Annotated in this window: 19 protein-coding genes and 1 other annotated feature; of the genes, 5 read left to right on the forward strand and 14 right to left on the reverse strand. The window is 37.3% G+C overall.

The annotated features are described in order from the left end of the window. Positions 1–245, forward strand: a 245-nt coding sequence (locus V7147_RS04990; RefSeq protein ID WP_335366761.1) for a hypothetical protein, incomplete at its 5' end; no start/stop codon positions are given. A gap of 21 nt (positions 246–266) precedes the next feature. Here the strand turns inward: V7147_RS04990 and V7147_RS04995 are convergent. From V7147_RS04995 to V7147_RS05055, 13 genes are all read right to left on the reverse strand, one after another. Further along, positions 267–1,079, reverse strand: a complete 813-nt coding sequence (locus tag V7147_RS04995; protein WP_335366762.1) for a PRC-barrel domain-containing protein — start codon at positions 1,077–1,079, stop codon at positions 267–269. A 77-nt stretch (positions 1,080–1,156) separates the two neighbouring features. After that, positions 1,157–2,500: a hypothetical protein gene (locus V7147_RS05000; RefSeq protein WP_335366763.1), complete on the reverse strand. Its 1,344-nt coding sequence runs from the start codon at positions 2,498–2,500 to the stop codon at positions 1,157–1,159. 25 nt (positions 2,501–2,525) lie between these two features. Then, on the reverse strand, positions 2,526–3,305 hold the full coding sequence (locus tag V7147_RS05005) for a hypothetical protein (protein ID WP_335366764.1): 780 nt from the start codon (positions 3,303–3,305) through the stop codon (positions 2,526–2,528). Positions 3,306–3,307: 2 nt separating this feature from the next. Continuing rightward, complete coding sequence (locus tag V7147_RS05010) at positions 3,308–3,976, reverse strand: hypothetical protein (protein WP_335366765.1); 669 nt, start codon at positions 3,974–3,976, stop codon at positions 3,308–3,310. 2 nt (positions 3,977–3,978) lie between these two features. Continuing rightward, positions 3,979–4,950 carry a type IV pilus biogenesis protein PilM gene (gene pilM / locus V7147_RS05015; protein WP_335366766.1) on the reverse strand — a complete coding sequence of 324 codons (972 nt, stop codon included), beginning with the start codon at positions 4,948–4,950 and terminating at the stop codon, positions 3,979–3,981. A 148-nt stretch (positions 4,951–5,098) separates the two neighbouring features. After that, entirely contained in the window at positions 5,099–5,854 is a 756-nt protein-coding gene (locus V7147_RS05020; protein WP_335366767.1) for a prepilin peptidase, read from the reverse strand. 61 nt (positions 5,855–5,915) lie between these two features. Next, positions 5,916–6,314 (reverse strand): type IV pilin protein, encoded by a 399-nt coding sequence (locus tag V7147_RS05025; RefSeq protein WP_335366768.1) that lies wholly within the window; start codon positions 6,312–6,314, stop codon positions 5,916–5,918. A 137-nt stretch (positions 6,315–6,451) separates the two neighbouring features. Next, a complete protein-coding gene (locus tag V7147_RS05030) occupies positions 6,452–7,657 on the reverse strand; it encodes a type II secretion system F family protein (protein WP_335366769.1) in 1,206 nt (401 codons plus the stop codon). Next, positions 7,650–8,696 carry a type IV pilus twitching motility protein PilT gene (locus V7147_RS05035; RefSeq protein ID WP_335366770.1) on the reverse strand — a complete coding sequence of 349 codons (1,047 nt, stop codon included), beginning with the start codon at positions 8,694–8,696 and terminating at the stop codon, positions 7,650–7,652. Before V7147_RS05035 ends, V7147_RS05030 begins: the two co-directional genes overlap by 8 nt. Before the next feature lie 11 nt (positions 8,697–8,707). Further along, positions 8,708–10,363: a GspE/PulE family protein gene (locus tag V7147_RS05040; protein WP_335366771.1), complete on the reverse strand. Its 1,656-nt coding sequence runs from the start codon at positions 10,361–10,363 to the stop codon at positions 8,708–8,710. 14 nt (positions 10,364–10,377) lie between these two features. Next, on the reverse strand, positions 10,378–11,403 hold the full coding sequence (locus V7147_RS05045) for a G5 domain-containing protein (protein WP_335366772.1): 1,026 nt from the start codon (positions 11,401–11,403) through the stop codon (positions 10,378–10,380). 504 nt (positions 11,404–11,907) lie between these two features. Further along, positions 11,908–13,215 (reverse strand): bifunctional folylpolyglutamate synthase/dihydrofolate synthase, encoded by a 1,308-nt coding sequence (locus V7147_RS05050; RefSeq protein WP_335366773.1) that lies wholly within the window; start codon positions 13,213–13,215, stop codon positions 11,908–11,910. A 70-nt stretch (positions 13,216–13,285) separates the two neighbouring features. Then, positions 13,286–15,928 (reverse strand): valine--tRNA ligase, encoded by a 2,643-nt coding sequence (locus tag V7147_RS05055; protein ID WP_335366774.1) that lies wholly within the window; start codon positions 15,926–15,928, stop codon positions 13,286–13,288. 98 nt (positions 15,929–16,026) lie between these two features. After that, positions 16,027–16,256 (reverse strand) — a binding site (T-box leader). Positions 16,257–16,593: 337 nt separating this feature from the next. Here V7147_RS05055 and V7147_RS05060 point away from each other — a divergent pair. After that, a complete protein-coding gene (locus V7147_RS05060; RefSeq protein ID WP_335366775.1) occupies positions 16,594–17,838 on the forward strand; it encodes an aspartate kinase in 1,245 nt (414 codons plus the stop codon). An 88-nt stretch (positions 17,839–17,926) separates the two neighbouring features. Here V7147_RS05060 and V7147_RS05065 read toward each other — a convergent pair whose 3' ends face one another. Next, a complete protein-coding gene (locus V7147_RS05065) occupies positions 17,927–18,382 on the reverse strand; it encodes a YslB family protein (protein ID WP_335366776.1) in 456 nt (151 codons plus the stop codon). Between the two features lie 387 nt (positions 18,383–18,769). Here V7147_RS05065 and V7147_RS05070 point away from each other — a divergent pair, with 387 nt between their 5' ends. The 3 genes from V7147_RS05070 (at position 18,770) to sdhB (ending at position 22,088) form a co-directional block, all read left to right on the forward strand. Then, entirely contained in the window at positions 18,770–19,378 is a 609-nt protein-coding gene (locus V7147_RS05070; RefSeq protein WP_335366777.1) for a succinate dehydrogenase cytochrome b558 subunit, read from the forward strand. Positions 19,379–19,567: 189 nt separating this feature from the next. Further along, positions 19,568–21,328, forward strand: coding sequence for a succinate dehydrogenase flavoprotein subunit (gene sdhA, locus V7147_RS05075; protein ID WP_335366778.1), 1,761 nt, complete (start codon positions 19,568–19,570; stop codon positions 21,326–21,328). A gap of 1 nt (position 21,329) precedes the next feature. Then, the gene (sdhB, locus tag V7147_RS05080; RefSeq protein ID WP_335366779.1) at positions 21,330–22,088 is read left to right on the forward strand and encodes a succinate dehydrogenase iron-sulfur subunit; all 759 of its coding nucleotides are present in this window, start codon (positions 21,330–21,332) and stop codon (positions 22,086–22,088) included. The last annotated feature ends 67 nt before the right edge of the window (positions 22,089–22,155 follow it).

A 22,155-nucleotide genomic window follows, 5' to 3' on the forward strand; every position in this document is an offset into this window, starting at 1 on the left:
GACTGAATAAAGTTAAAGCCTCCGGCGGATGCCACAGATTTTCAAATGAAATTTTTCGCGATTGCACGAAAAAATCTGGGCACAAATACGCCAATGCGTATTTGATCAAACGCTCTACTTTTTGTCATCCTACCACACCTAGAAAAAAAAAGAACAAGACATTTGTCGTCTTGTTGCTAGAGGTTTTCGTCAAATTCTTACAAGTATGCCCATTAGGTGGTATTTTAGATTGCTATAAAACGTAAAAAACCCACAATTTGTGGGCTTTATTCTTCAACGTTCATTGATAATTCAACAAACACACTAGGACCTTGTTCTTGAGCTTTAATAATATCATCTACAGATAAATGAGTTCCTGCCGGAATTAAGATATTTCCTTCATTGTCTAGAATGTCTTTATTGACGATTTTTCCGTAAAGAATATCTACTTGTTTTAAGCGTAATGCTTTTGCTTCTGATTCTTCATGATTGTCAATTGAAGCATTAATTTCATCAAATGGGCTTTGCGATTCTGTTGATGCAGGTAGTAGTTCTTCAACATCTCCCTCATACTGATTTTCAGTAGCTTCAATTTGCGGATTTTCCAAGTACTCTACTGAATCAAGAAATTTAGAAGAAGCATCTTCTTCGACAATGATGATGTCTTTTCCATATGTAAGAACAGAATCAGAAGCTAAGGCAACTTCTTTTCCAGAAACATTTAATAATGATCCTAAAAGATTTCCGGATTCATCGTCAACATAGTACTCTAGTACTTCCCCCAGTAACTGACCTTTTCTAGTCATAACCTTTGTATTTGTTATTTTGATTTTCTTATTAACAAGTGAATTCGCAATTGGAATCTCATTTAGATCGATAACAGAGCTTTCGCTTTCAATGGTAACAGCGTATTCTCCAATTCCGATTACTCTTTTGAATGGAATGGCTTTTACACTTACTTGCCAATCCTCATTTTCGATTGTAAGGAAATCGACTGAACCTTTTTCAGGGTTAATAACTAAAGATTTTACTTTTCCGATTTCGATTCCATCTATAATACTAATGATTGGTAACCCAACTATTTCAACACTTTTTTTCATAAATCATTCACCACACCTATTTATTTTTAAACAATGGCATTTTCCATTCATTTTACCATGATTCTCGCTATTTTTCGTCATATTTTGCAATATTCTTCTAATAAAAAGTTAATTTCTTGTAATATAACAGGGTATTTCTCAAATCTTGTCTTATTTTGAGAAATTAATGAGGTAAGTTCACTGTATTGTTTCGTTTCTATATAATGATCAATTAATAAACTAACAAATGTATAATAATCATGATCGGAAATCCCGGGATGAAGGTGATCTACTATCATTTTTTCGTATTGTGCATTTGATAATTTGTTCCGAGAAAGTCTTATTTGAGAAATCATTGTTGCAAAAAGTTGTTGGCTTAGTAAGTTATGATTGTCTTGTACGTCTTGAATATCAGTCTCTCCATCAATGGCATCCAACTCTTCAGAACTTAAATCATCGCTCTCTGTTTCATTTTCAACTTCATTTTCGGGTATTTCCACTTCAATAGACTCAATCTCTTCTAGTTCATTAATGCCTTCAAGCGAATCAGGTAATTCTTCCTCTATTTGTTGTTCATTTTCAAAAGGATTTAAAATAATGTCATCCTCGTCAGTTGAAACAACCATAATTTCTTCTAGTTCATGATCAACTGTTTCAATTATTGGAATTTCCTCTAACCCGCTATCTTCATTTGGTTGTTCATCACTGATTACTTGTAAACTATCAAATTGAACTTCTTCAAGTGCAGGTTGGGCAATGTTTAAAACCTCATCTTCTATTTCATCTAATTCAATCGGCTGGATTTCAGCCGTTTCCTCTGGCACTTCAGCAACTTCATCATTCACTTGGATTTCATTGTTGTTATCATTTAATTCCATTTCGATTTCTTTAAGTAAGTCATCAAAATCAGTGACAGGAGTTTCATCATTTATATGGATCTCATATGTATTTTCAGGTTCTTCATTTTCTACATACACATTTTCTAATACAAACTCATCTTCACTTTGAATTTCCGTAGTTTCCATTCCCTCTACTATTTCCTCATCAACTTCTTGCGTTGGAGAAGAAGCAAGTACTTTCTCAGCAGCTTGAGGATTATCTTTTTTAGGCTTTATTTGGCTAAGTATTTCTTCTTCAACTTCATCTTCAATTTCGAATTTGATTACTTTATCCTCTACACCCGGATTATTTTCGACATGCAGAAAAAGCTGTGTTCCAAATTTTTTACCGATAAAATATGAAAACCATATTGCTAGCAGTATTAACACTAACCCAACTTGCCATACGCTCATCACTGTTCTCCCAGCGATTCCAATGATAAAAACAATAAATGCACAAATAAGAATAAGTAGTTTTCCCTTCCTAGTAAAACCAAGTGGTAAAAAGTAAATAACGGGTAAAACAAGTAAAAGAGATATAATTGCAATTACAAGAGATTCCAAGCTGTTATCACCTCTTTCTATCGAATTACGGATTTTTCTCGTCTTTCTTTTCCAAGCCTGGAGCTAACGGATTCTTCTTATTGCTAGGAGGTGGTACAGTTAGTTTTGGTGCATCAGCAGCAAGTTCCTCGTACTTAGGCATGTAAAATGTTGAAATTGTTACATCATAAACGAGTTGTTCAGCTACTTGTTCCACTGACACAAGCTCTGGAGTACCTGTAAAACTCAATGAATTCACCCTAGTTATTCTCGTTTGATGTTCGAGCGCTGATAAGAAATTTTCCAATTCTTCATAATTTGGCGATTCAACATGTAACGTAACGGTTATCTGGTTGAGCCCGTCTATTAGTTCTGGATCCACCATTTCCGTTTGTTCTTCGATTCCGTTGCCGTTCGTTCCCTCATTGTTTTCCGCTGAATTTTCAATATTTTTTGCCTCTGGTTGTTCTTCAGTTTGTGTTTCAGCATTTAACGAAAATTCGCTCTCACTATAGGACATGTTAATAACTCTACTTTCTGATAAAGTTTCAGCACGCCCAACATCCATAACGATTTGCTCCACTAAAGGAATTACCGGTATTCTCTTTTGAATTTCGGTTGAGCTAATAACTGTTGATTCAGTCGTTTGTTTCTCAGAAATGACCTCCAACAGTTGTTGTTCTATTTTGACACTATTCTCTAATTGAGATATTTTTAGCTCTACCGGTTTTATGAGAAGGAAATACGTCAAATAAAAAACACCAAATAAAAAGACCAAAGTTAGTATTAAAAAAATAACTTGTTTACGAGAAAAATGGAGAGTCATATCTATTTCATCTCCTTAATCGCACTCTTATCAAAAGTGATTTCATATTGAGCGAAATACCTTGGTAAAATGTTATTATTTTGGTCTGATTCTATTTTATTATCGGTTGTCGCCTCAGTTTCTTTAGTTTCATTGTTTATTTCAGCATTTGTCTCATTATTATTAACAGCGCTTTCCTTTGTCCCTTCGGTTATTGGGGATGTAGAAACTGTTAATAACCTAGCAGATTCGATTAATGGAGAATCTGTTAACAAAGCTAAATAATGAGCATTTTCAGTATTTGTGTCAAACTGAACTTCTAAAGTTACAATTCCATCATCTGTATAAGAAAAGTTTTGTACAAAGCCCCGTTCAGGTAATAACGTTGTTAAATGATTTAAGATCGGCACAGTTTCAACAAAATATCCATCCGCCCATTCGACTGTTTTTTCTAAGTTAATCACATTATTTGAATGATTTGCCGAGCCGAATTTTTGTTCTTCTGCCATTCGAGTTTCTTGTAGAGCTGTTATTTGGTTCGTTAGTTTTTCTTCAAGTGTGGTTGCTTTTTTATACTGAATAAAAATAAACAAGAAGCCAATTAAAGCCACACTGATAATAATGATGAGGGGTAGTAATTTTGCTCGGTTTTTAAATTCTTTTCTAGGCAGTAAATTAATATCTACAAGCATTCTTACACCTCTTTAAGAGCTAATCCTAATGGTAGAAAAAATTGACTAGGAAGTTTATCGAATTTATCAATATGACTTACCGGAATTTCATATCTTTCAATGAGTGTCGAACTAATGTCTGGCAAATTGGGATGATCCCCACTTACAAGAATCTTTGAAATTCGTTCTTTCCCCTGTGTCATATTAAAACTATAAAAATTCATCACATGTTCAATTTCTTTAATAATTCCATCGTTGAGGTGCTCAAATTTACTAGCATGACCATTCCATCTTATATCAGCCATGGTATTAGATGAGTTTTGTTGGATATCCCAATCTTCAATTGATGTATCCAGTGTAAGATATCTCATAAACAAAGGAATATCCTGATGAAAAATGCTAAGGTTGGCTGACGGTAAATCTAATCGAAGCAATAAGGAATGGTCCTCTTCATTTGTTTTTTGACAAAAATGAAAAAGTCGATACATACAAAGCGGTGAAATATCAGCTGCAATTGGTTTTAATGAAACATCTTCTAACAGCGAGGAGTATTCAAATGCAATATCCTCAGGAGCTGCAAATATAAGGACCTCTTTTAACTTTTCATCTTCTGAAAGTATCTTGAAATCAAGAACAGGATCATCAAAAGGTAGATGAATGGTTGCCCCCAGCTCCAAATAAACATATCCTAAAATTTCATCATCCTTTACTTCATTTGGAATTGAAATCTTTCGAATCACAACAAATGGATCTGGAATAACGAACTGGACTTGAGTATTTTTGATCCCCCAATCTGTAACGCATTCTTCTAAAATTAAGTGTAATGTGTCTCTTTCCATTATTCTTCCGTCTTGAATAATACCAGGAGGCAAGTACTTTTCACGAAACTTTTGAACAGTAATTGGGTTAGAGCGCTTAACTCCCACATACCTAATAACATGATCTTTAATAATAATATTTGCAATTTTACTTGATGAAAATAATGAAAAAGCCATTATGTATCCCCTTAATAAATCAAATACGCCTTGGCGTATTTGCCGCCCAGATTTTTTTCGAGCTTGCTCGAGAAACTTCCTTTGAAAATCTGTGGCATCCGCCGGAGGCTCCTTTTCAGTAGAAATCTGGGATTTCTACTGAATAAGGTTAAAATACGATAAATTCAATATACCAGCCTATAAAGTCTGGTCCAAAAAAGTAAGCGATTAGAGTACCGATTACAATAGAGGGTCCAAAAGGCATTGGTTTTCCTTTCTTTACTTTGCCAATTACCATTCCAACTAATCCAATAATAGTACCAAGGATTGTGGCAAGGAAAAATGAAAGAAGGACGAACTTCCAGCCTAATGCAATTCCGATAACGGCATATAGCTTGATATCTCCCCCACCCATTCCACCTTTGCTGACGATTGCAATAAGGTATAGAAGAAGAAACCCAATGACACTGCCAGTAAGCATGTCCCACCATGGGTTGAGCGGTACGAAAATGCGTTCAATGAGAAATAATGGGGCAAAGAATAATAACACCTTATCTGGGATAATCATGTATGTAATATCTGAAACAAAGATAATGACCAATAAAGAGATCAAGGTCCAAGCGATGATCAATTCTTTTGACCATCCCACCAGCATTGGTGAAATCGTAAAAAGAATTGCAGTAGCAAGTTCAATTGAAGCATAAATGGGTGATATGCCAGTTTTACAATTTCTGCATTTTCCACCTTGAAAGATGTATGAAAAAACCGGAATTAATTCAATTGCGGTTAGCTGATGCTTACAAGTTGGACAAGCAGAGCGCGGACGAGCGATAGATTCGCCTGCTGGGATGCGTAGGCCGACGACGTTGAAGAAGGAGCCTATTGTCAGTCCTATAATTCCAATATATATATATATGAATATCATTTACTAAACTCCTAACTATATTGCGATAACCCTCATTAAGAGGGCTATCTTCAGAAAATATTTACTTTAATTTCGTTGCAATGTCTCCCTCGGTCAAACCATCTGCACCAATTGCAATATCTTGAAATGCTGTATATTTAAAAGATAATTTCCCATTAGCTGCTTTACTAACTGTTAAAGAGAAAGTTCCAGCTTTATCATAATAAGGTTGAAATGCTGTAGTTCCATTTGTAAGTGTTAATGCCCCATCTGTAAATGCAGGATTTTCTGACGTAATATATAATCTAGCTGAGTCAATTATTTGCTGTGCCTCTGTATAATTTGCTTTTTCCTGTGTCTTACTAACCACATTCCCAATCGCAGGAACAGCAATCGTCGCAATAATCCCTAATATTACAATTACCGCTAACAACTCTATTAACGTTAATCCTTTTTGATTCTTTAAATACTTTTTAAACATATTTCTTCTCTCCTTATAGGAACTAGTCCATTTATACCACTTATTATAATAGCAAATACTGTTGAAAACACTAGAATTTTGTTTATTTTGACAAAGATTAAACATTTCTTAACAAAAATGTGGCTTTTTCTTACTTTTTATTGAATTTGGTTAAAAATATCGAACATTGGCACTAGAATCGCCGTGACTATAGTCCCGACTATACTGCTTAAAAATACAATCATCAGTGGCTCAATTAATGATTTTAACTGATCTGTTGCATTATCGACCTCATCTTCATAAAAGTTTGCCACCTTGCCAAGCATTTCATCTAATGAACCCGTGCTTTCTCCAATTGCAATCATATGGGTAATCAGCGGTGGAAATGCCCAATGCTTTTTCATCGGCTCTGTCATTGATTTTCCTTGTTCAAGAGCTTGTCTTGATTGTTTTATCACTCCAGCAATCACTTCATTTTCAACAATGGTTTCGACGACTGTCAGTGCCTGTAAGATAGGAACAGAACTATACAGCATAGAGTTTAATGTTCTTGTCATACGGGCAAGAACAGCCTTCTGGATTAGTTTTCCAAAAATCGGTGTTTTTAATATGGCATAATCCAGATAATATCTTGTTTCTTGTTTTTGCTTAAGGAACATAAAAAACAGATAAATAACAAGACCTAATAGGATAACAAGCCACCAAAACTTTTGCATAAACACACTTGCATTTAGAACGAATTTCGTTATACCAGGCAGTTCCGCACCAAAATCCGCAAACATGTCCACAAAAGTTGGAACAACGGATACTAATAAAAAGATGACGACAACTACTGCCACAATTCCAACAACAGCTGGATATGCCATCGCTGACTTAACCTTTTGTCTCGTTTTATTCTGTTTTTCATAATAAACAGCAAGATTTTCTAATGTATCATCAAGATTTCCGCCAACTTCTCCTACGCGAACCATATTCGTAAAGAGAGTTGTAAAAATTCGTTTATGCTTGGCTGTTGCGGCAGATAAGGGAATCCCCTCCCTTAAATCAACTTCTACATCTGATAGAGCTTTCTGAAGGGGTTTACTGCTCGTTTGGTTTGCCAAAATATTCATTGAATCAACAATTGTTATGCCTGCTTTAATAAGAGTTGAAAACTGCCTTAAAAAAATCACAAAATCCCTTAGTTTAACCGGATTACCAACCGCTATATCTTTCGTCAAAAAGGTTTCCGGTACTTCATTAATCGTAATAACTCGGATTCCTTTATCACGAAGAGATGAAACTGCGTCTTTCTTAGAAGTTCCTGAAATTGTGCCGGTTTTCTTACCGAATTTATCTCTACCTTCATATTTAAATCTAGGCATTTGTATTTAACTCCTGTAAATATGGTTGAGCAATGTCTCTCGATATGACACCGGCACGAACTAAGTCTAATAGATTGGATTCCAATGTGTGCATTCCTTCTGCCCGACTGGTCTGCAGCACATTTTTTATTTGATGTGTTTTTTCATTCCGAATTAAGTTTGCGACTGCGGAATTATTAAGTAAAATCTCGGTTGCTGCTTTACGACCTTTTTTATCAATTGTTGGGAATAATCTCTGTGAAATAACACTAACTAATACATTAGCAAGCTGAATCCTAATTTGTGGTTGCTGTGAAAATGGAAACATATCAATAATCCGGTCGATGGTAGAAGGAGCATTTACTGTATGTAAGGTTCCTAACACAAGATGACCAGTTTCTGCAGCTGTTATTGCCGTTTGCGTCGTTTCTAAGTCCCGCATTTCACCGACAAGGATAACATCCGGATCTTGTCGGAGTGCTGCTCTTAGACCATTTGCGAAATTATGAGTATCACTTCCAACCTCACGTTGCTCAATTATACTCATCCCATGCTTATGAAGGTATTCGATTGGATCCTCTAATGTTACAACATGCTTGCTCATTGTTTGGTTAATATACTGAATCATGGCTGCAAGGGTTGTAGACTTCCCACTACCCGTTGGTCCGGTAACAAGTATTAAACCTTGTGGCTTTTGACTGATACGTTTCAGTACATCTGGCAGTTCAAGCTCTTCAATTGTTGGAATAGAAGTCGGTATCACCCGAAATGCAATTGCGGGACATCCCCGCTGCATATAGATGTTGACACGAAATCGTGAGACACCAGATATACCATATGAAAAATCGAGTTCCCCTTTGTCTTTAAAACGATCCCACATATCTTCCGGTACAATTGATTTTGCTATTTCCTCAATTACAGGTGGTGTTAAAATGTCTTTTCCGTATCTTTTTAAATCCCCATTAATCCGAAAAATCGGAGGAACACCAGCTGTAATATGAATATCAGAAGCCTTATGTTCATTAGCTGAATGTAATATTTGATTAATTTTATCCTTCATTTACTTCCCACCTATTCAGCAGTAGCTACTCTTAATATTTCTTCAGTCGTTGTTAATCCTTGTTTTACTTTTAAAAGTCCATCATCAATTAAAAAGATGGTTCCATTTTTGATAGCTAATTCCCTAAGTGATGTATAGGACTCTCGATTCATAATTGCCCTTCTTAAGTCATCGTTAATAACCAACAACTCGTGGATGGCAACCCTGCCTTTATATCCTGTCATATTACAGGTTCCACAACCTTTTCCTCGGTTCACTTTTTCAATTGTAATTCCACGTTTTGCAAAGATTTCTAGTTCACGGACGGTTGGTTCCTGCAGTTGACCACAATCTCGACAAACACGACGTACCAAACGCTGAGCAACTACCCCTGAAAGGGATGAGGCGACAAGGAATGGTTCAACCCCCATATCAATTAAGCGTGTAATTGTCCCTAGTGAATCATTCGTATGGAGAGTACTTAAGACTAGATGACCTGTTAAAGATGCTCTTACAGCTACATCCGCTGTTTCTTGGTCACGAATTTCTCCAACCATGATGATATTAGGATCTTGTCTCAAAATAGCACGAAGCCCTTTTGCAAATGTCATTCCAATATTCGTATTTACTTGAATTTGATTGATGCCCTCTAACTGGTATTCGACAGGATCTTCAATTGTAATGATATTTACATCTTCAGAATTAAGCTGGTTTAAAGCTGCGTAAAGAGTTGATGATTTTCCTGATCCGGTTGGACCTGTAATTAATACAATGCCAGTTGGGTTATGGATCAGTTTCTTAAACCTTTGTAGGTTGACATTATTAAATCCTAATTGTGTAAGATTATTTAATGAGCTACTTAAATCTAGAACCCTCATTACTATTTTTTCACCAAATACTGTTGGCAAAGTAGAAACACGTAAGTCAATATGATGTGCTTCAAGATTTATTTTTATTCGACCATCCTGCGGGATACGGCTTTCAGTAATATCGAGGTTTGCCATAATCTTAATTCGTGCTGTTAGGACGCCTTGCATACTTTTAGGTAATGCCCGTTCCGTTCGGAGCACACCATCCACACGATAACGCAGCAAAACCCTTGTTTCATGAGGGTCCACGTGTATATCGCTTGCTCGTTGTTGAACTGCATTTTGCAGGATTTGGTTTACTAATTTCACGACTGGTGAATCTTCATTTGTAATTTTCTCTTCTTCAATTTCCGCGGTGGCTTCAGCAAAAAGCTCCTTTACGCCTTCATCTAAATCATAATATTTATTGATTGCCCGTAAGATCTCATCCTTTGAGGCGATGACAGGTTCAATATAGAATCCAGTTGTAAGACGTAAATCCTCAATCGCATAATAATCCATGGGGTCTGCCATTGCGACAAATAGCTTGTCTCCTTCTCTACGAATGGGAATTAAATAATGTCTTCTCGCCATTTCTTTTGGTATCAATGCTGTTAACGATGTGTCGATTGGATATCGGTATAGACTCACATGTGGTATTCCTAATTGAAACTCAAGTACTTCAATTAATTGTTGCTCTGTAATAAACCCTTTTTGAAGAAGAATATCCCCTAGTTTTTGTGATTCTGTTTGATCTCCAAGTGCTTGTTTTAATTGTTGTTCTGTTAGTAGACCAGCCTCGATAAGCAAATCTCCTAATCGTTTGCGGGCTCTTCGCATGGAATGTCCCCTCCCTAAGATTTTTCTATTGGATCAGGATTTTCCCATAAATCGATATTTTTCTCTTCGTTGTCTTCGTCAGTTCCATTTCCAGATTCCAGATTATTTTCTTCATTTGATCCATTAGTAGGTCCAGGAGTACCATCTGGATTCGTTAAAATTCCTTCTGGTTCAGTCCATATTGGGTTTTGAGGGGCCTCCGGTACTAAGATACTATGGGCTTCGATTGTGTGGCTAGGTGGATAAAAATCTTCAGCTACCTTGATTTTCTCATCTACCACACCAACCTCACTAAAAATGCGATAAATTTTACCTACCTGACCTGAAATCCCTTTTTGTTTGACAACCTTCTTGCCCTTTGACAAAGTACTATCAAACTGCTTGATAATCTTAGGTTCAAAGGATTCTTCATCTGCTATAACCACATGTATAGATTGTTGCAGATCAGGCCCCATAAGCTGCACATTAAATTCATGATCCTCGAATGAAAACACTAGTCTATACTCATGAGGATTAATATTATTTAAAATGAGATCCTTATTTTCGTTTTCAATCATGGCTTCAAAACCGAAAGTTGCATAATATGGAAATTGATCACTAATATGTCTTTCAATAATTTCAAAATTTGAAGATAAAATAGTTGAATATATACCGGTAGCAATTACGCTTAATGCTTCATTTGAAAATTTAGTTGAAGTACCACTTTCCAATAAAAATGAAAGCAAGGAAAATGGTTTGTTTGCAGGTAAATGTACAACATCAAACTCCCTTACCCATTTAATAATTTCATTTTCGTCCTTTAGATTACGAATAACTGATTGAGATACGACATTGCTTTCGTCTATTTCAACAAATTGATCATTGTTATTCTCATTTTCTTCTGGCTGTTCATCTACTGGTCCAACCTTTGTTCCTTCATTGAAGGAATCCTTAGGAAAAAATGCATGGTACGTTTTTGCACCGACAGTCGAAATAAGTGATAGGAGTAAAACACAAAGTAAGAGTAGGCTAAAAATTTTAACTGTATGTAATTTTTGCATGGTTGTACCCCTTTCAACTCTTTTTGTGATTTCTTTATTTAAAAGTGATTAGTTTGTAGTGTCCCCAGATTCAAACACATGATTTTATTAACCACTTTATAAACACTCAAAATCAGATAGTAAAATATACCTATTCTCACCCTATTATTTTATATGAAACTAGGAAAATACTAAAGAGAATTTACGCGGACTTTGTTATAAAATCAATTATTTTGTTACAGATTGTCACTTTCTAAAAAGAATAATTGCAAAAAAAAACGGGGCTGTTAGCCGAAGGCACAGAATAATGCCTTTTCTAAAGTTGGTGTTGATTTCCGCTGCTGGCACTCGCTTTCCGCGGGCGGTTCGGAAGCCTCCTCATGGCTGTGTTCCTGTGGGGTCTTCCCTGGCCACGCTTTTCCCGCAGGAGTCTCGTGCCATCCGCTCCAATCAACATAGTTAAAAAGGTATTATTTTCTCTAAATTTGAGAAAATAATACCTTTTTTCATTGTTTAATTGTTTTATCAATGTTTGGATAATAAAAATCCCCTAACCTCTGAAATAAAATAGAGTGACCCTGTTATAACTAATGCAGCATTTTCTTCTTTTGATACACGTTCTTTGCCCACTTGCACTGCCTCCTGCCACCTATCAACAGTGTTAATAAATTCTCGAGCAGATGAATTTCCATAAAGTTCCCCGGTGCTTGCAGCTCTTGGATAGTCAAAGCTTGTAAAGGTTAATGTTTGCGCAACCTTTTCAAGTTGCCCAATCATCGTGTCTAATTTTTTGTCGCTTAACGCACTAAAAATAATGTGGATATCTTTCCCCTTTAAGTGAGCCTTGATTGTATCCACAAGACTGTAAATGCCTTCTGGATTATGGGCGCCGTCTAAAATAACGAGCGGATCGTCAGAAATCTCTTCAAAACGACCAATCCATTTTGTTTTTTCTAAACCTGCAGCAAGCACACTATCTTCTAATTGTATAGCACCGCTTTTTTGTAACATATGAACTGCCATTACCGCTAAGCTTGCGTTTCGGACCTGATGAGCACCTTTCATTGAGATGTTTAGATTTTGAAAGGTTTTATTCTGCGTTTTTACAGTAAAAGCTTCACCATTACTTGAGTGATGGTCAAGGATGAAGAAATCTTGGCCTAATTGATAAAATGGGCTATTTCCTTCATTTGCCTTGGTACTAATCACTTCAATTGCTTCTTGTTGCGCAACCGCTGTGATAACAGGGATATTCGGTTTGATAATTCCAGCTTTTTCACCCGCAATTTCTTCTATTGTGTCACCAAGAATATTCATGTGATCAAAGCCAATGCTTGTGATGATTGAAGCAAGAGGGGTAATGACATTTGTTGAATCAAGTCTTCCTCCTAAACCAACCTCCATAAGAACGAAGTCAATTTCCGTGTTTTCACCGAAATAATAGAGGGCCATTGCGGTGATGACTTCAAACTCGGTAGGTCCGCCAAGTTCTGTTTCCTCCAACTCTTCTGCTAAGGGTTTTATCACTTTTAAAAGGGAAACAATTTCATCATTTGAAATTGGTTTTCCGTTTACACTGATTCGTTCATTAAAGGTTTCAATATAAGGAGAAGTAAAGGTTCCAATTGTATAATCTGCTTCTTGTAAAATATTTCGTATGTAGCTAACAGTTGATCCTTTCCCGTTTGTACCGGCTACATGAATTGCCTTCATTTTTTCTTGAGGATGACCTAGTCGTTCCATCATCCATTCCATTCGCGATAGCCCTGGTTTCATGCCGAGTCTCAATCTCCCATGAATCCAAGTAAGGGCCTCCTCATAAGTGTTTATCATATGCGTTCCTCCACATATAGGTTGAAAATGAAGGAAAGACGAATCTAGGATAGATTCGCCTTTTATTCATTTAGCCTCTTAATTCTGCAATGCGCTCACGAACTGTTTCACGTTTTTCAACATAGTCCTTTTCTTTTGCGCGCTCTTCATCGATTACTTTTTGAGGTGCTTTCTTCACGAAACCTTCGTTCCCAAGTTTCTTCTGAACACGGTCAACCTCTTTATCAAGCCTATCAAGTTCTTTTTCTAGTCGCTTAATTTCTTCATCAATATTGATAAGTCCTTCAAGTGGAAGGAATAGTTCTGCTCCTGTTACAACGGAAGTCATTGCCTTATCAGGTGAAGAAATGTCAGTAGCAATTAAAAGCTCGCTTGGATTACAGAACCTCTCTAGGTAAGAACGATTCTTTTCTAATTGAGCATGAACTGTTTCATCCTTCGCTTTAATGTGAAGCTTGATTTGCTTGCTCATTGGTGTGTTAACCTCTGCACGGATATTTCGAACCGAGCGAATAATGTCAACCAATAGGCGCATTTCCCCTGCAGCTAAATCATCTGAAATTTCAGGGTTTACCTCTGGCCATTTTGCAATAGTAATGGATTCGCCATTATGTGGCAAGTTCTGCCATATTTCCTCGGTAATAAACGGCATGAATGGATGTAGCAGTCTCATTGTGTTATCTAGAACATATGCAAGTATTGATCTTGTCGTTTTCTTTGCTTGCTCGTCTTCGCCGTATAAAGGAAGCTTCGCCATTTCAATATACCAATCACAGAAGTCATCCCAAATAAAGTTATATAATACTCTTCCTACTTCACCAAATTCATATTTATCAGCAAGCTTTGTTACTGATTCAATTGTTTCGTTTAGTCGAGTTAAAATCCACTTATCCGCAACTGATTTTTCACCGCTGAAGTCGATGTCATCAAACCTAAGGTCACCCATATTCATTAATGCAAAACGTGATGCATTCCAAATTTTATTTGCGAAGTTCCAAGTTGCTTCAACCTTTTCCATGCTAAAGCGTAAGTCTTGACCAGGTGAACTTCCAGTTGATAAGAAGTATCGTAATGAATCGGCACCGTATTGGGCGATGACATCCATTGGGTCTACACCATTTCCAAGTGACTTACTCATTTTACGACCTTCTGCATCACGAACTAGACCGTGAATAAGAACATCTTTAAATGGACGTTTTCCTGTAAATTCTAGTCCTTGGAAAATCATTCTTGATACCCAGAAGAAGATGATATCATAGCCTGTTACAAGAGCATCTGTTGGATAGTAGCGTTTAAAATCTGCCGCTTCCTTATCAGGCCAGCCCATAGTTGAAAATGGCCATAATGCCGAACTAAACCATGTATCTAATACATCTTTATCCTGCTCCCAGTTTTCAGAGTCACTAGGTGGTTCATGGTCAACATAAACCTCACCTGTTTCTTTATGGTACCAAGCTGGGATTCTGTGACCCCACCATAATTGACGGGAAATACACCAGTCACGAATGTTTTCCATCCAACGTAGATATGTTTTTTCAAAACGATCCGGAACGAAATGTACCTTTTCTTCCTGAGATTGTAGCTTAATCGCTTCATCAGCTAGTGGCTGCATTTTAACAAACCATTGTGTAGATAAATATGGTTCAACAACTGCACCACTTCGTTCACTGTGACCTACTGAATGAAGGTGATCTTCAATTTTAAATAGTACGCCTTCTTCTTGCAAATCCTTTACAATTTTCTTTCTGCATTCAAAACGGTCCATGCCTTGGTATTTACCAGCGTTCGCATTCATTGTTCCATCTTCATTCATAACAAGGACGCGCTCGAGATTGTGGCGATTTCCAACTTCGAAGTCATTTGGGTCGTGTGCAGGTGTGATTTTAACAGCACCAGAACCAAATTCCATATCAACATAATCATCACCAACAATCGGAATTTCTCTTCCTACGATTGGGAGAATGACTGTTTTACCAATTAAGTGTTTGAAACGCTCATCCTCTGGGTGAACGGCAATGGCTGTATCGCCTAGCATTGTTTCTGGACGAGTTGTTGCAATTTCAATAGACCCGCTACCATCAGCTAATGGATAACGCATATGGTAAAATGCACCTTGAACATCTTTATAGATAACTTCGATGTCTGAAAGGGCAGTTTTTGTTGCTGGGTCCCAGTTGATAATGTATTCACCGCGATAAATAAGACCTTTTTTATAAAGGGCAACGAATACTTCACGAACTGCTTTTGAAAGGCCTTCATCAAGTGTGAATCGTTCCCTTGAGTAATCTAAACCAAGTCCTATCTTTGACCATTGCTCACGAATATGACTAGCATATTCTTCCTTCCACTTCCATGTTTCTTCTACGAATTTTTCACGACCTAAGTCATAGCGAGTTTTCCCTTCCTCACGTAGCTTAGCCTCAACTTTGGCTTGTGTAGCGATACCCGCATGGTCCATTCCAGGTAGCCATAGAACATCATAGCCTTGCATTCTTTTTATACGAGTTAGGATATCCTGTAAGGTTGTATCCCACGCATGCCCTAGGTGTAACTTTCCTGTTACGTTTGGTGGCGGAATGACAATGGTATATGGTTTCTTCTCAGCATCGTCTTTAGCTTCAAAAAATTTACCATCCAACCAATATTGATAGCGGCCCGCTTCAATCGCCTGCGGGTCATACTTTGTTGATAGCGTTTTTTCATTACCTTCCATAAGAATTCCTCCTTAAAATGCTTCGAATTCAATCAAATGCGCCTTGGCGTATTTATTCAGCCCTGGCTGAATAAATAAAAAACTCCACTCATCCTTATTAAAAGGACGAATGGAGTATATTCGCGGTACCACCTTTTTTCATAGATAAAAAAGCTTTATCTATGCTCTCAAGAAAAGATAACGGCTTTTCACCGGCTTTTACTACTCAATTTTCATAAAAGCTACTTAAGGGCGACCTTCCATCGTAACGTTCCTAAGAAATCTCTCAGCAAATGATTTCTCTCTCTGAAGGGGTATTCGATGTACTCTTCCCTCTCATTGTATGTAAGCAATTATATATTTACCTTAAGATTCTACTACTAATGTTTATGAATTTCAATAGGTATTGTCAATAAGGGTAGCCAAATTTTTTATACTTTATTCTCCTCCATGCAATTTGTCACAAATTTTTGTAACCTTATTCACCAGATATTTACCACTAAAATAAAGGTAAAGCCCCGTGGATGCCACGATTTTTCAAAGGTAAACTTTCGAGCAGTAAGATCTAAGACTAAATACGCCACATCCTGTGGCAACGTCATTGTGGCCCACATCGTGTGGGCCTAAAGAAATCCGGGCGCAAATATGCCAAGGCACAATTGATTATTTAAGGAGCTGTTATTGATATGGGGAGTATCGTACAAAAGTTTGGAGGCACCTCAGTAGGGTCACCAGAAAGAATTAAAAATGTTGCAAATCGCGTTATTCAGGAAGTCCAATTAGGAAACCAAGTTGTGGTTGTTGTATCAGCAATGGGTAAAACTACAGATCAGCTTGTAAGCTTAGCAAATGAAATTACAAGCTCGCCAAGTAAACGCGAGATGGATATGCTGTTAAGTACAGGAGAACAAATAACAATCGCTCTTTTAACAATGGCGCTACAGGAAAAGGGCTATGAAGCCGTATCTTATACAGGGTGGCAGGCAGGTATTGAAACTGAGGCCGTACATAGCAATGCCCGCATTGAAAATATTCAAGTTTCAAGAGTAAGCGATAGCCTTCAAGAAGGAAAAATCGTAGTTGTTGCTGGATTCCAGGGAATCAGTAGTTCTGGAGATATAACGACTCTTGGACGGGGTGGCTCTGATACAACTGCAGTTGCACTTGCAGCAGCGTTGAACGCGGACAAATGTGATATCTACACAGATGTAACAGGTGTATATACGACAGATCCTCGCGTTGTGCCATCTGCACGTAAACTTCATTCCATTTCCTATGATGAAATGCTGGAGCTTGCAAACCTTGGTGCTGGTGTGCTACACCCGCGTGCAGTTGAATTTGCGAAAAACTTTGAAATGCCGCTTGAAGTACGTTCAAGTATAGAGCTAGAAAATGGAACCATTATTGAGGAGGAAGTTTCAATGGAAAAGAATCTTGTTGTTAGGGGAATTGCTTTTGAAGACCAGATCACAAGGGTAACAGTATCTGGATTACCAAATGAATTACACACACTATCAACCATCTTTGGTACACTTGCAAAGAATGGTCTTAACGTTGATATCATCATTCAAAACCAAACTGATGAAAATCATACAAATATTTCATTTTCAGTAAAAACACCAGATTTACGTGACACTTTAGCTGTTTTAGAAAATAACAAGGGTGTATTAAAATATGAGAGCATCCAGCATGAAGATGGTTTGGCGAAGGTTTCAATTGTAGGGTCTGGAATGGTTTCAAACCCAGGGGTTGCTGCTGATATGTTCCAAGTGCTTGCAAAAGAAAACATTGAAGTAAAAATGGTAAGTACATCTGAAATCAAAGTTTCCACCGTTGTTGAACAAGGAAGTATGGTACGTGCGGTTGAAGCTTTACATGATTCATTTAACTTAGCAACGGTGGAAGAGGAAAAAGCAAAAGTTAAACTATAATTTATATACAAAAAGGGTCGTTCAAAGGAGCTTATATCATTTTGGGCGCCCTTTTCTATATAAAAAAACTGCACAAATTGTGCAGAATTTAATCTTCGGTGATGTCATTTTGGTCCCATTTTACCGTAAATATGATTTTTTGAGCTCGTCTTTTTTGTTGTTCAAAGCTTTCAGTGATTCGATTTTTCTGTTGTTGAATTTGTTGAGCAAGAAAACCGGATTCAAGTTGAAATGTACAAATATCCTTTCGTTTAAAACGAGAAGACACGATCGTACCATCTAAATGAAATTCGATGGAGTTCTTATCCGAACGCTCTACTTTTAGGTCTCCCCATCCAGCATCATGAAAAAACGAAATAATTTCTTCAATCGTTGGTAAGGGGAATTTACGGGCAAGACTTTTTCCGGCCCAGTATAAAATCTGTGGAGTTTCTTTTCCAAGTAAATCAGGAATTAAAATTTCTCGTATGAGTTCGTACCCAAAAACAGAAACGGTCTGTTCACTTGTATTTACATTTTGTTCATTGATGTTAACGTTCTTCACTGCATTCCCCTCTTTCTCCATTCTTTATTATATAACATGAGGGGGTAAGAAACACATGAATTTTTTTGTTTCTTTTTGTCATACGGGATCGATTTGTGTTCTAGGTCGATCCTAATAAATGTGACTAAATATTATCATATTCGTGAATAAAATGTGGACAAGTTTCCTTGACGCTCTTACCTTATGGGAGTAAAATGAATTTGTTACATTATACTGATAAAAGAAAATTGCAGCTACATTTGTCTTTTTATCTATGAAAAAAGTATTTTGTAGTTTTCTGCAAAGGGTTTCAATTATCAGTTATTATATCGTCCTAATACATAATATCCAGGATGAGAAATTAAAGGGGTGCCTTAAAGGTGCGTTTATTATTGAGGGGGGTAAAGTGTGGCTGGTAATCGTGAATTTTTTAATCGCAGGCTTCATTCATTATTAGGTGTAATACCTGTAGGGGTTTTCTTAATCGTACACTTAGTAGCGAATAACTTTGCGACAAGAGGAGAAGAGGCATTTAACAATGCTGCTGGATTTATGGGAAATCTCCCATTTAGAATCTTATTAGAGGTAGTTGTTATTTATTTACCAATACTATTTCACGCGATTTACGGTCTGTATATTGCCTTTACTGCAAAGAACAATGTGAGTAGATACAGTTTCTTCCGTAACTGGATGTTCTTCCTACAACGTATATCCGGTGTTATTACTCTAATTTTTATTGCGTGGCATGTATGGGAAACGCGAATTGCGGCTGCTTTTGGAGCAGAGGTAAATTTCCAAATGATGGAGGAAATCTTAAGCTCACCAGCAATGCTTGTTTTCTATCTAGTTGGTGTAATCTCAACAATTTTCCATTTCTCAAATGGTCTATGGTCATTTGCAGTTAGTTGGGGACTAACAATAACTCCTCGTTCTCAACAAATTGCAACATACGTAACAATTATTATTTTTATCGCATTATCATACGTAGGTATTTCTACAATTCTTGCATTCGTTTAATTTTATTCAGATAAACTGAATAAAATTAAGCCTCCGGCGGATGCCACAGATTTTCAAAGGAAATTTTTCGAGCACACTCGAAAAAATCTGGGCACAAATACGCCAAAGCCGTATTTGATTTTTGAAAATTAGAACGTTCACGCATTTTTTCACAAGTTGAACGATCTCTTTATTTGGGAGTGAGTTAATTTGAGTCAAGGTAAAATTATCGTAGTTGGCGGTGGGTTAGCTGGTTTAATGGCTACCATCAAGGCTGCTGAAGAAGGAACACAAGTTGATTTATTTTCACTCGTACCTGTAAAACGATCTCACTCTGTTTGTGCACAAGGTGGGATTAACGGTGCGGTTAATACAAAAGGTGAAGGGGATTCTCCATGGATCCACTTTGACGATACAGTATATGGTGGAGATTTCCTAGCTAACCAAAAGCCAGTTAAGGCAATGACTGATGCTGCACCAGGAATTATTCACTTAATGGACCGTATGGGGGTTATGTTTAACCGTACTCCAGAAGGTTTACTTGATTTCCGTCGTTTCGGTGGAACACAACATCACCGTACTGCATTTGCTGGAGCTACAACTGGTCAGCAATTGCTTTACGCATTGGATGAGCAGGTTCGTCGTCACGAAGTAGCAGGACTTGTTACAAAGTATGAAGGTTGGGAATTCCTGGGAATTATTCAAGACGATGAAGGAATTTGTCGTGGTATCGTTGGTCAAAACCTTCAGTCAATGGAGATTCAATCATTCCCTGCTGATGCTGTTATCATGGCATCCGGTGGTCCTGGAATTATTTTTGGTAAAACAACAAACTCTGTTATTAACACTGGTTCTGCTGCTTCAATCGTGTACCAACAAGGTGCATATTATGCAAATGGTGAGTTTATTCAAATTCATCCAACAGCTATTCCTGGGGATGATAAACTTCGCCTCATGAGTGAATCTGCTCGTGGTGAAGGTGGACGAGTATGGACATATAAAGATGGTAAGCCTTGGTACTTCTTAGAGGAAAGATATCCTGCATACGGAAATTTAGTTCCGCGTGATATTGCAACACGTGAAATCTTCAATGTATGTGTAGATATGAAGCTTGGTATCAACGGTGAAAACATGGTTTACCTAGATCTTTCTCATAAAGATCCAAAAGAACTTGATATCAAATTAGGTGGAATTATTGAAATCTATGAAAAATTCATGGGTGATGATCCACGTAAAGTTCCAATGAAAATTTTCCCTGCTGTTCACTACTCAATGGGTGGACTATGGGTTGACGATCATCAACAAACGAACATCCCTGGATTATTTGCTGCCGGCGAATGTGATTTTTCACAGCACGGTGCGAACCGTTTAGGTGCTAACTCACTATTATCAGCTATTTATGGTGGTATGGTTGCTGGTCCTAATGCAGTTCATTATATTAAAGGACTTAAGAAAGGTACTGATTCCATTTCTTCAACTGTTTTCGATAGCCATGTAAAACAAGAGCAAGAAAAATGGGATGACATTATGTCAATGGATGGTACTGAAAATGCATACATCCTTCACAAAGAGCTTGGTGAATGGATGACTGATAACGTAACTGTTGTTCGTTACAACGACAAGCTTTTAAAGACAGATGAAAAAATTCAGGAGCTTCTTGAGCGTTATAAGAACATTAATATCAATGACACATCTAAATGGAGCAACCAAGGTGCTACATTTACTCGTCAATTACAAAATATGCTTCAGCTTGCACGTGTAATTACAATCGGTGCATATAACCGTAACGAAAGCCGTGGAGCGCATTATAAGCCAGATTTCCCTAAACGTAATGACGAGGAATTCTTAAAAACGACTATGGCTAAGTTTACTGGAAAAGAAACTGCGCCTGCTTTCCATTATGAAGAGGTAGACACTTCATTAATTGCACCACGTGAACGTGACTATACTAAGAATAAGGAGGAAAAATAAGATGAGTGAAAAAACAGTTGAATTTCATGTTACTCGTCAGGATACTCCAGATTCCGATCCTTATGTGGTTAAATTTAAGGTTCCATACCGTAAGAATATGAACGTAATTTCCGCTTTAATGGAATTTCGTCGTAATCCTGTTGATATTAATGGAAATCAAGTTGCCCCAATTACTTGGGATATGAACTGTTTGGAAGAGGTTTGCGGTGCTTGTTCAATGGTTATCAATGGCAAGCCACGTCAATCTTGTTCGGCTCTAATTGACCAACTTGAACAACCAATCAAACTTGAACCAATGAAGACATTCCCAATCGTGCGTGACTTACAAATTGACCGCAGCAGAATGTTTGATTCATTGAAGAAAGTAAAAGCTTGGATCCCAATCGATGGAACATACGATTTGGGTCCTGGTCCTCGTATGCCAGAGAAGAAACGTCAATGGGCATATGAGTTATCAAAATGTATGACATGTGGTGTATGTCTGGAAGCATGTCCGAACGTAAACAGCAAATCCGAGTTCATCGGACCTGCTCCATTATCACAAGTTCGTTTATTCAATGCTCATCCAACTGGTGCAATGAATAAAGGAGAACGTTTAGAAACAATTATGGGAGATGGAGGCCTTGCAAACTGCGGTAACTCACAAAACTGTGTGCAGTCTTGTCCGAAAGGAATTCCACTCACAACTTCAATTGCAGCACTAAACAGAGACACTTCAATCCAAGCATTCAGAAATATGTTTGGTAGTGACCAAGTCTAATAGAAATGCGAAAGCACTCCTTCATGTAAATTTAGGGGTGCTTTTTTTAAAGTCGCGAAAAAACATT

The organism is Bacillus sp. JJ1521 (assembly GCF_036965165.1).
GTDB lineage: Bacteria > Bacillota > Bacilli > Bacillales > Bacillaceae_L > Ferdinandcohnia.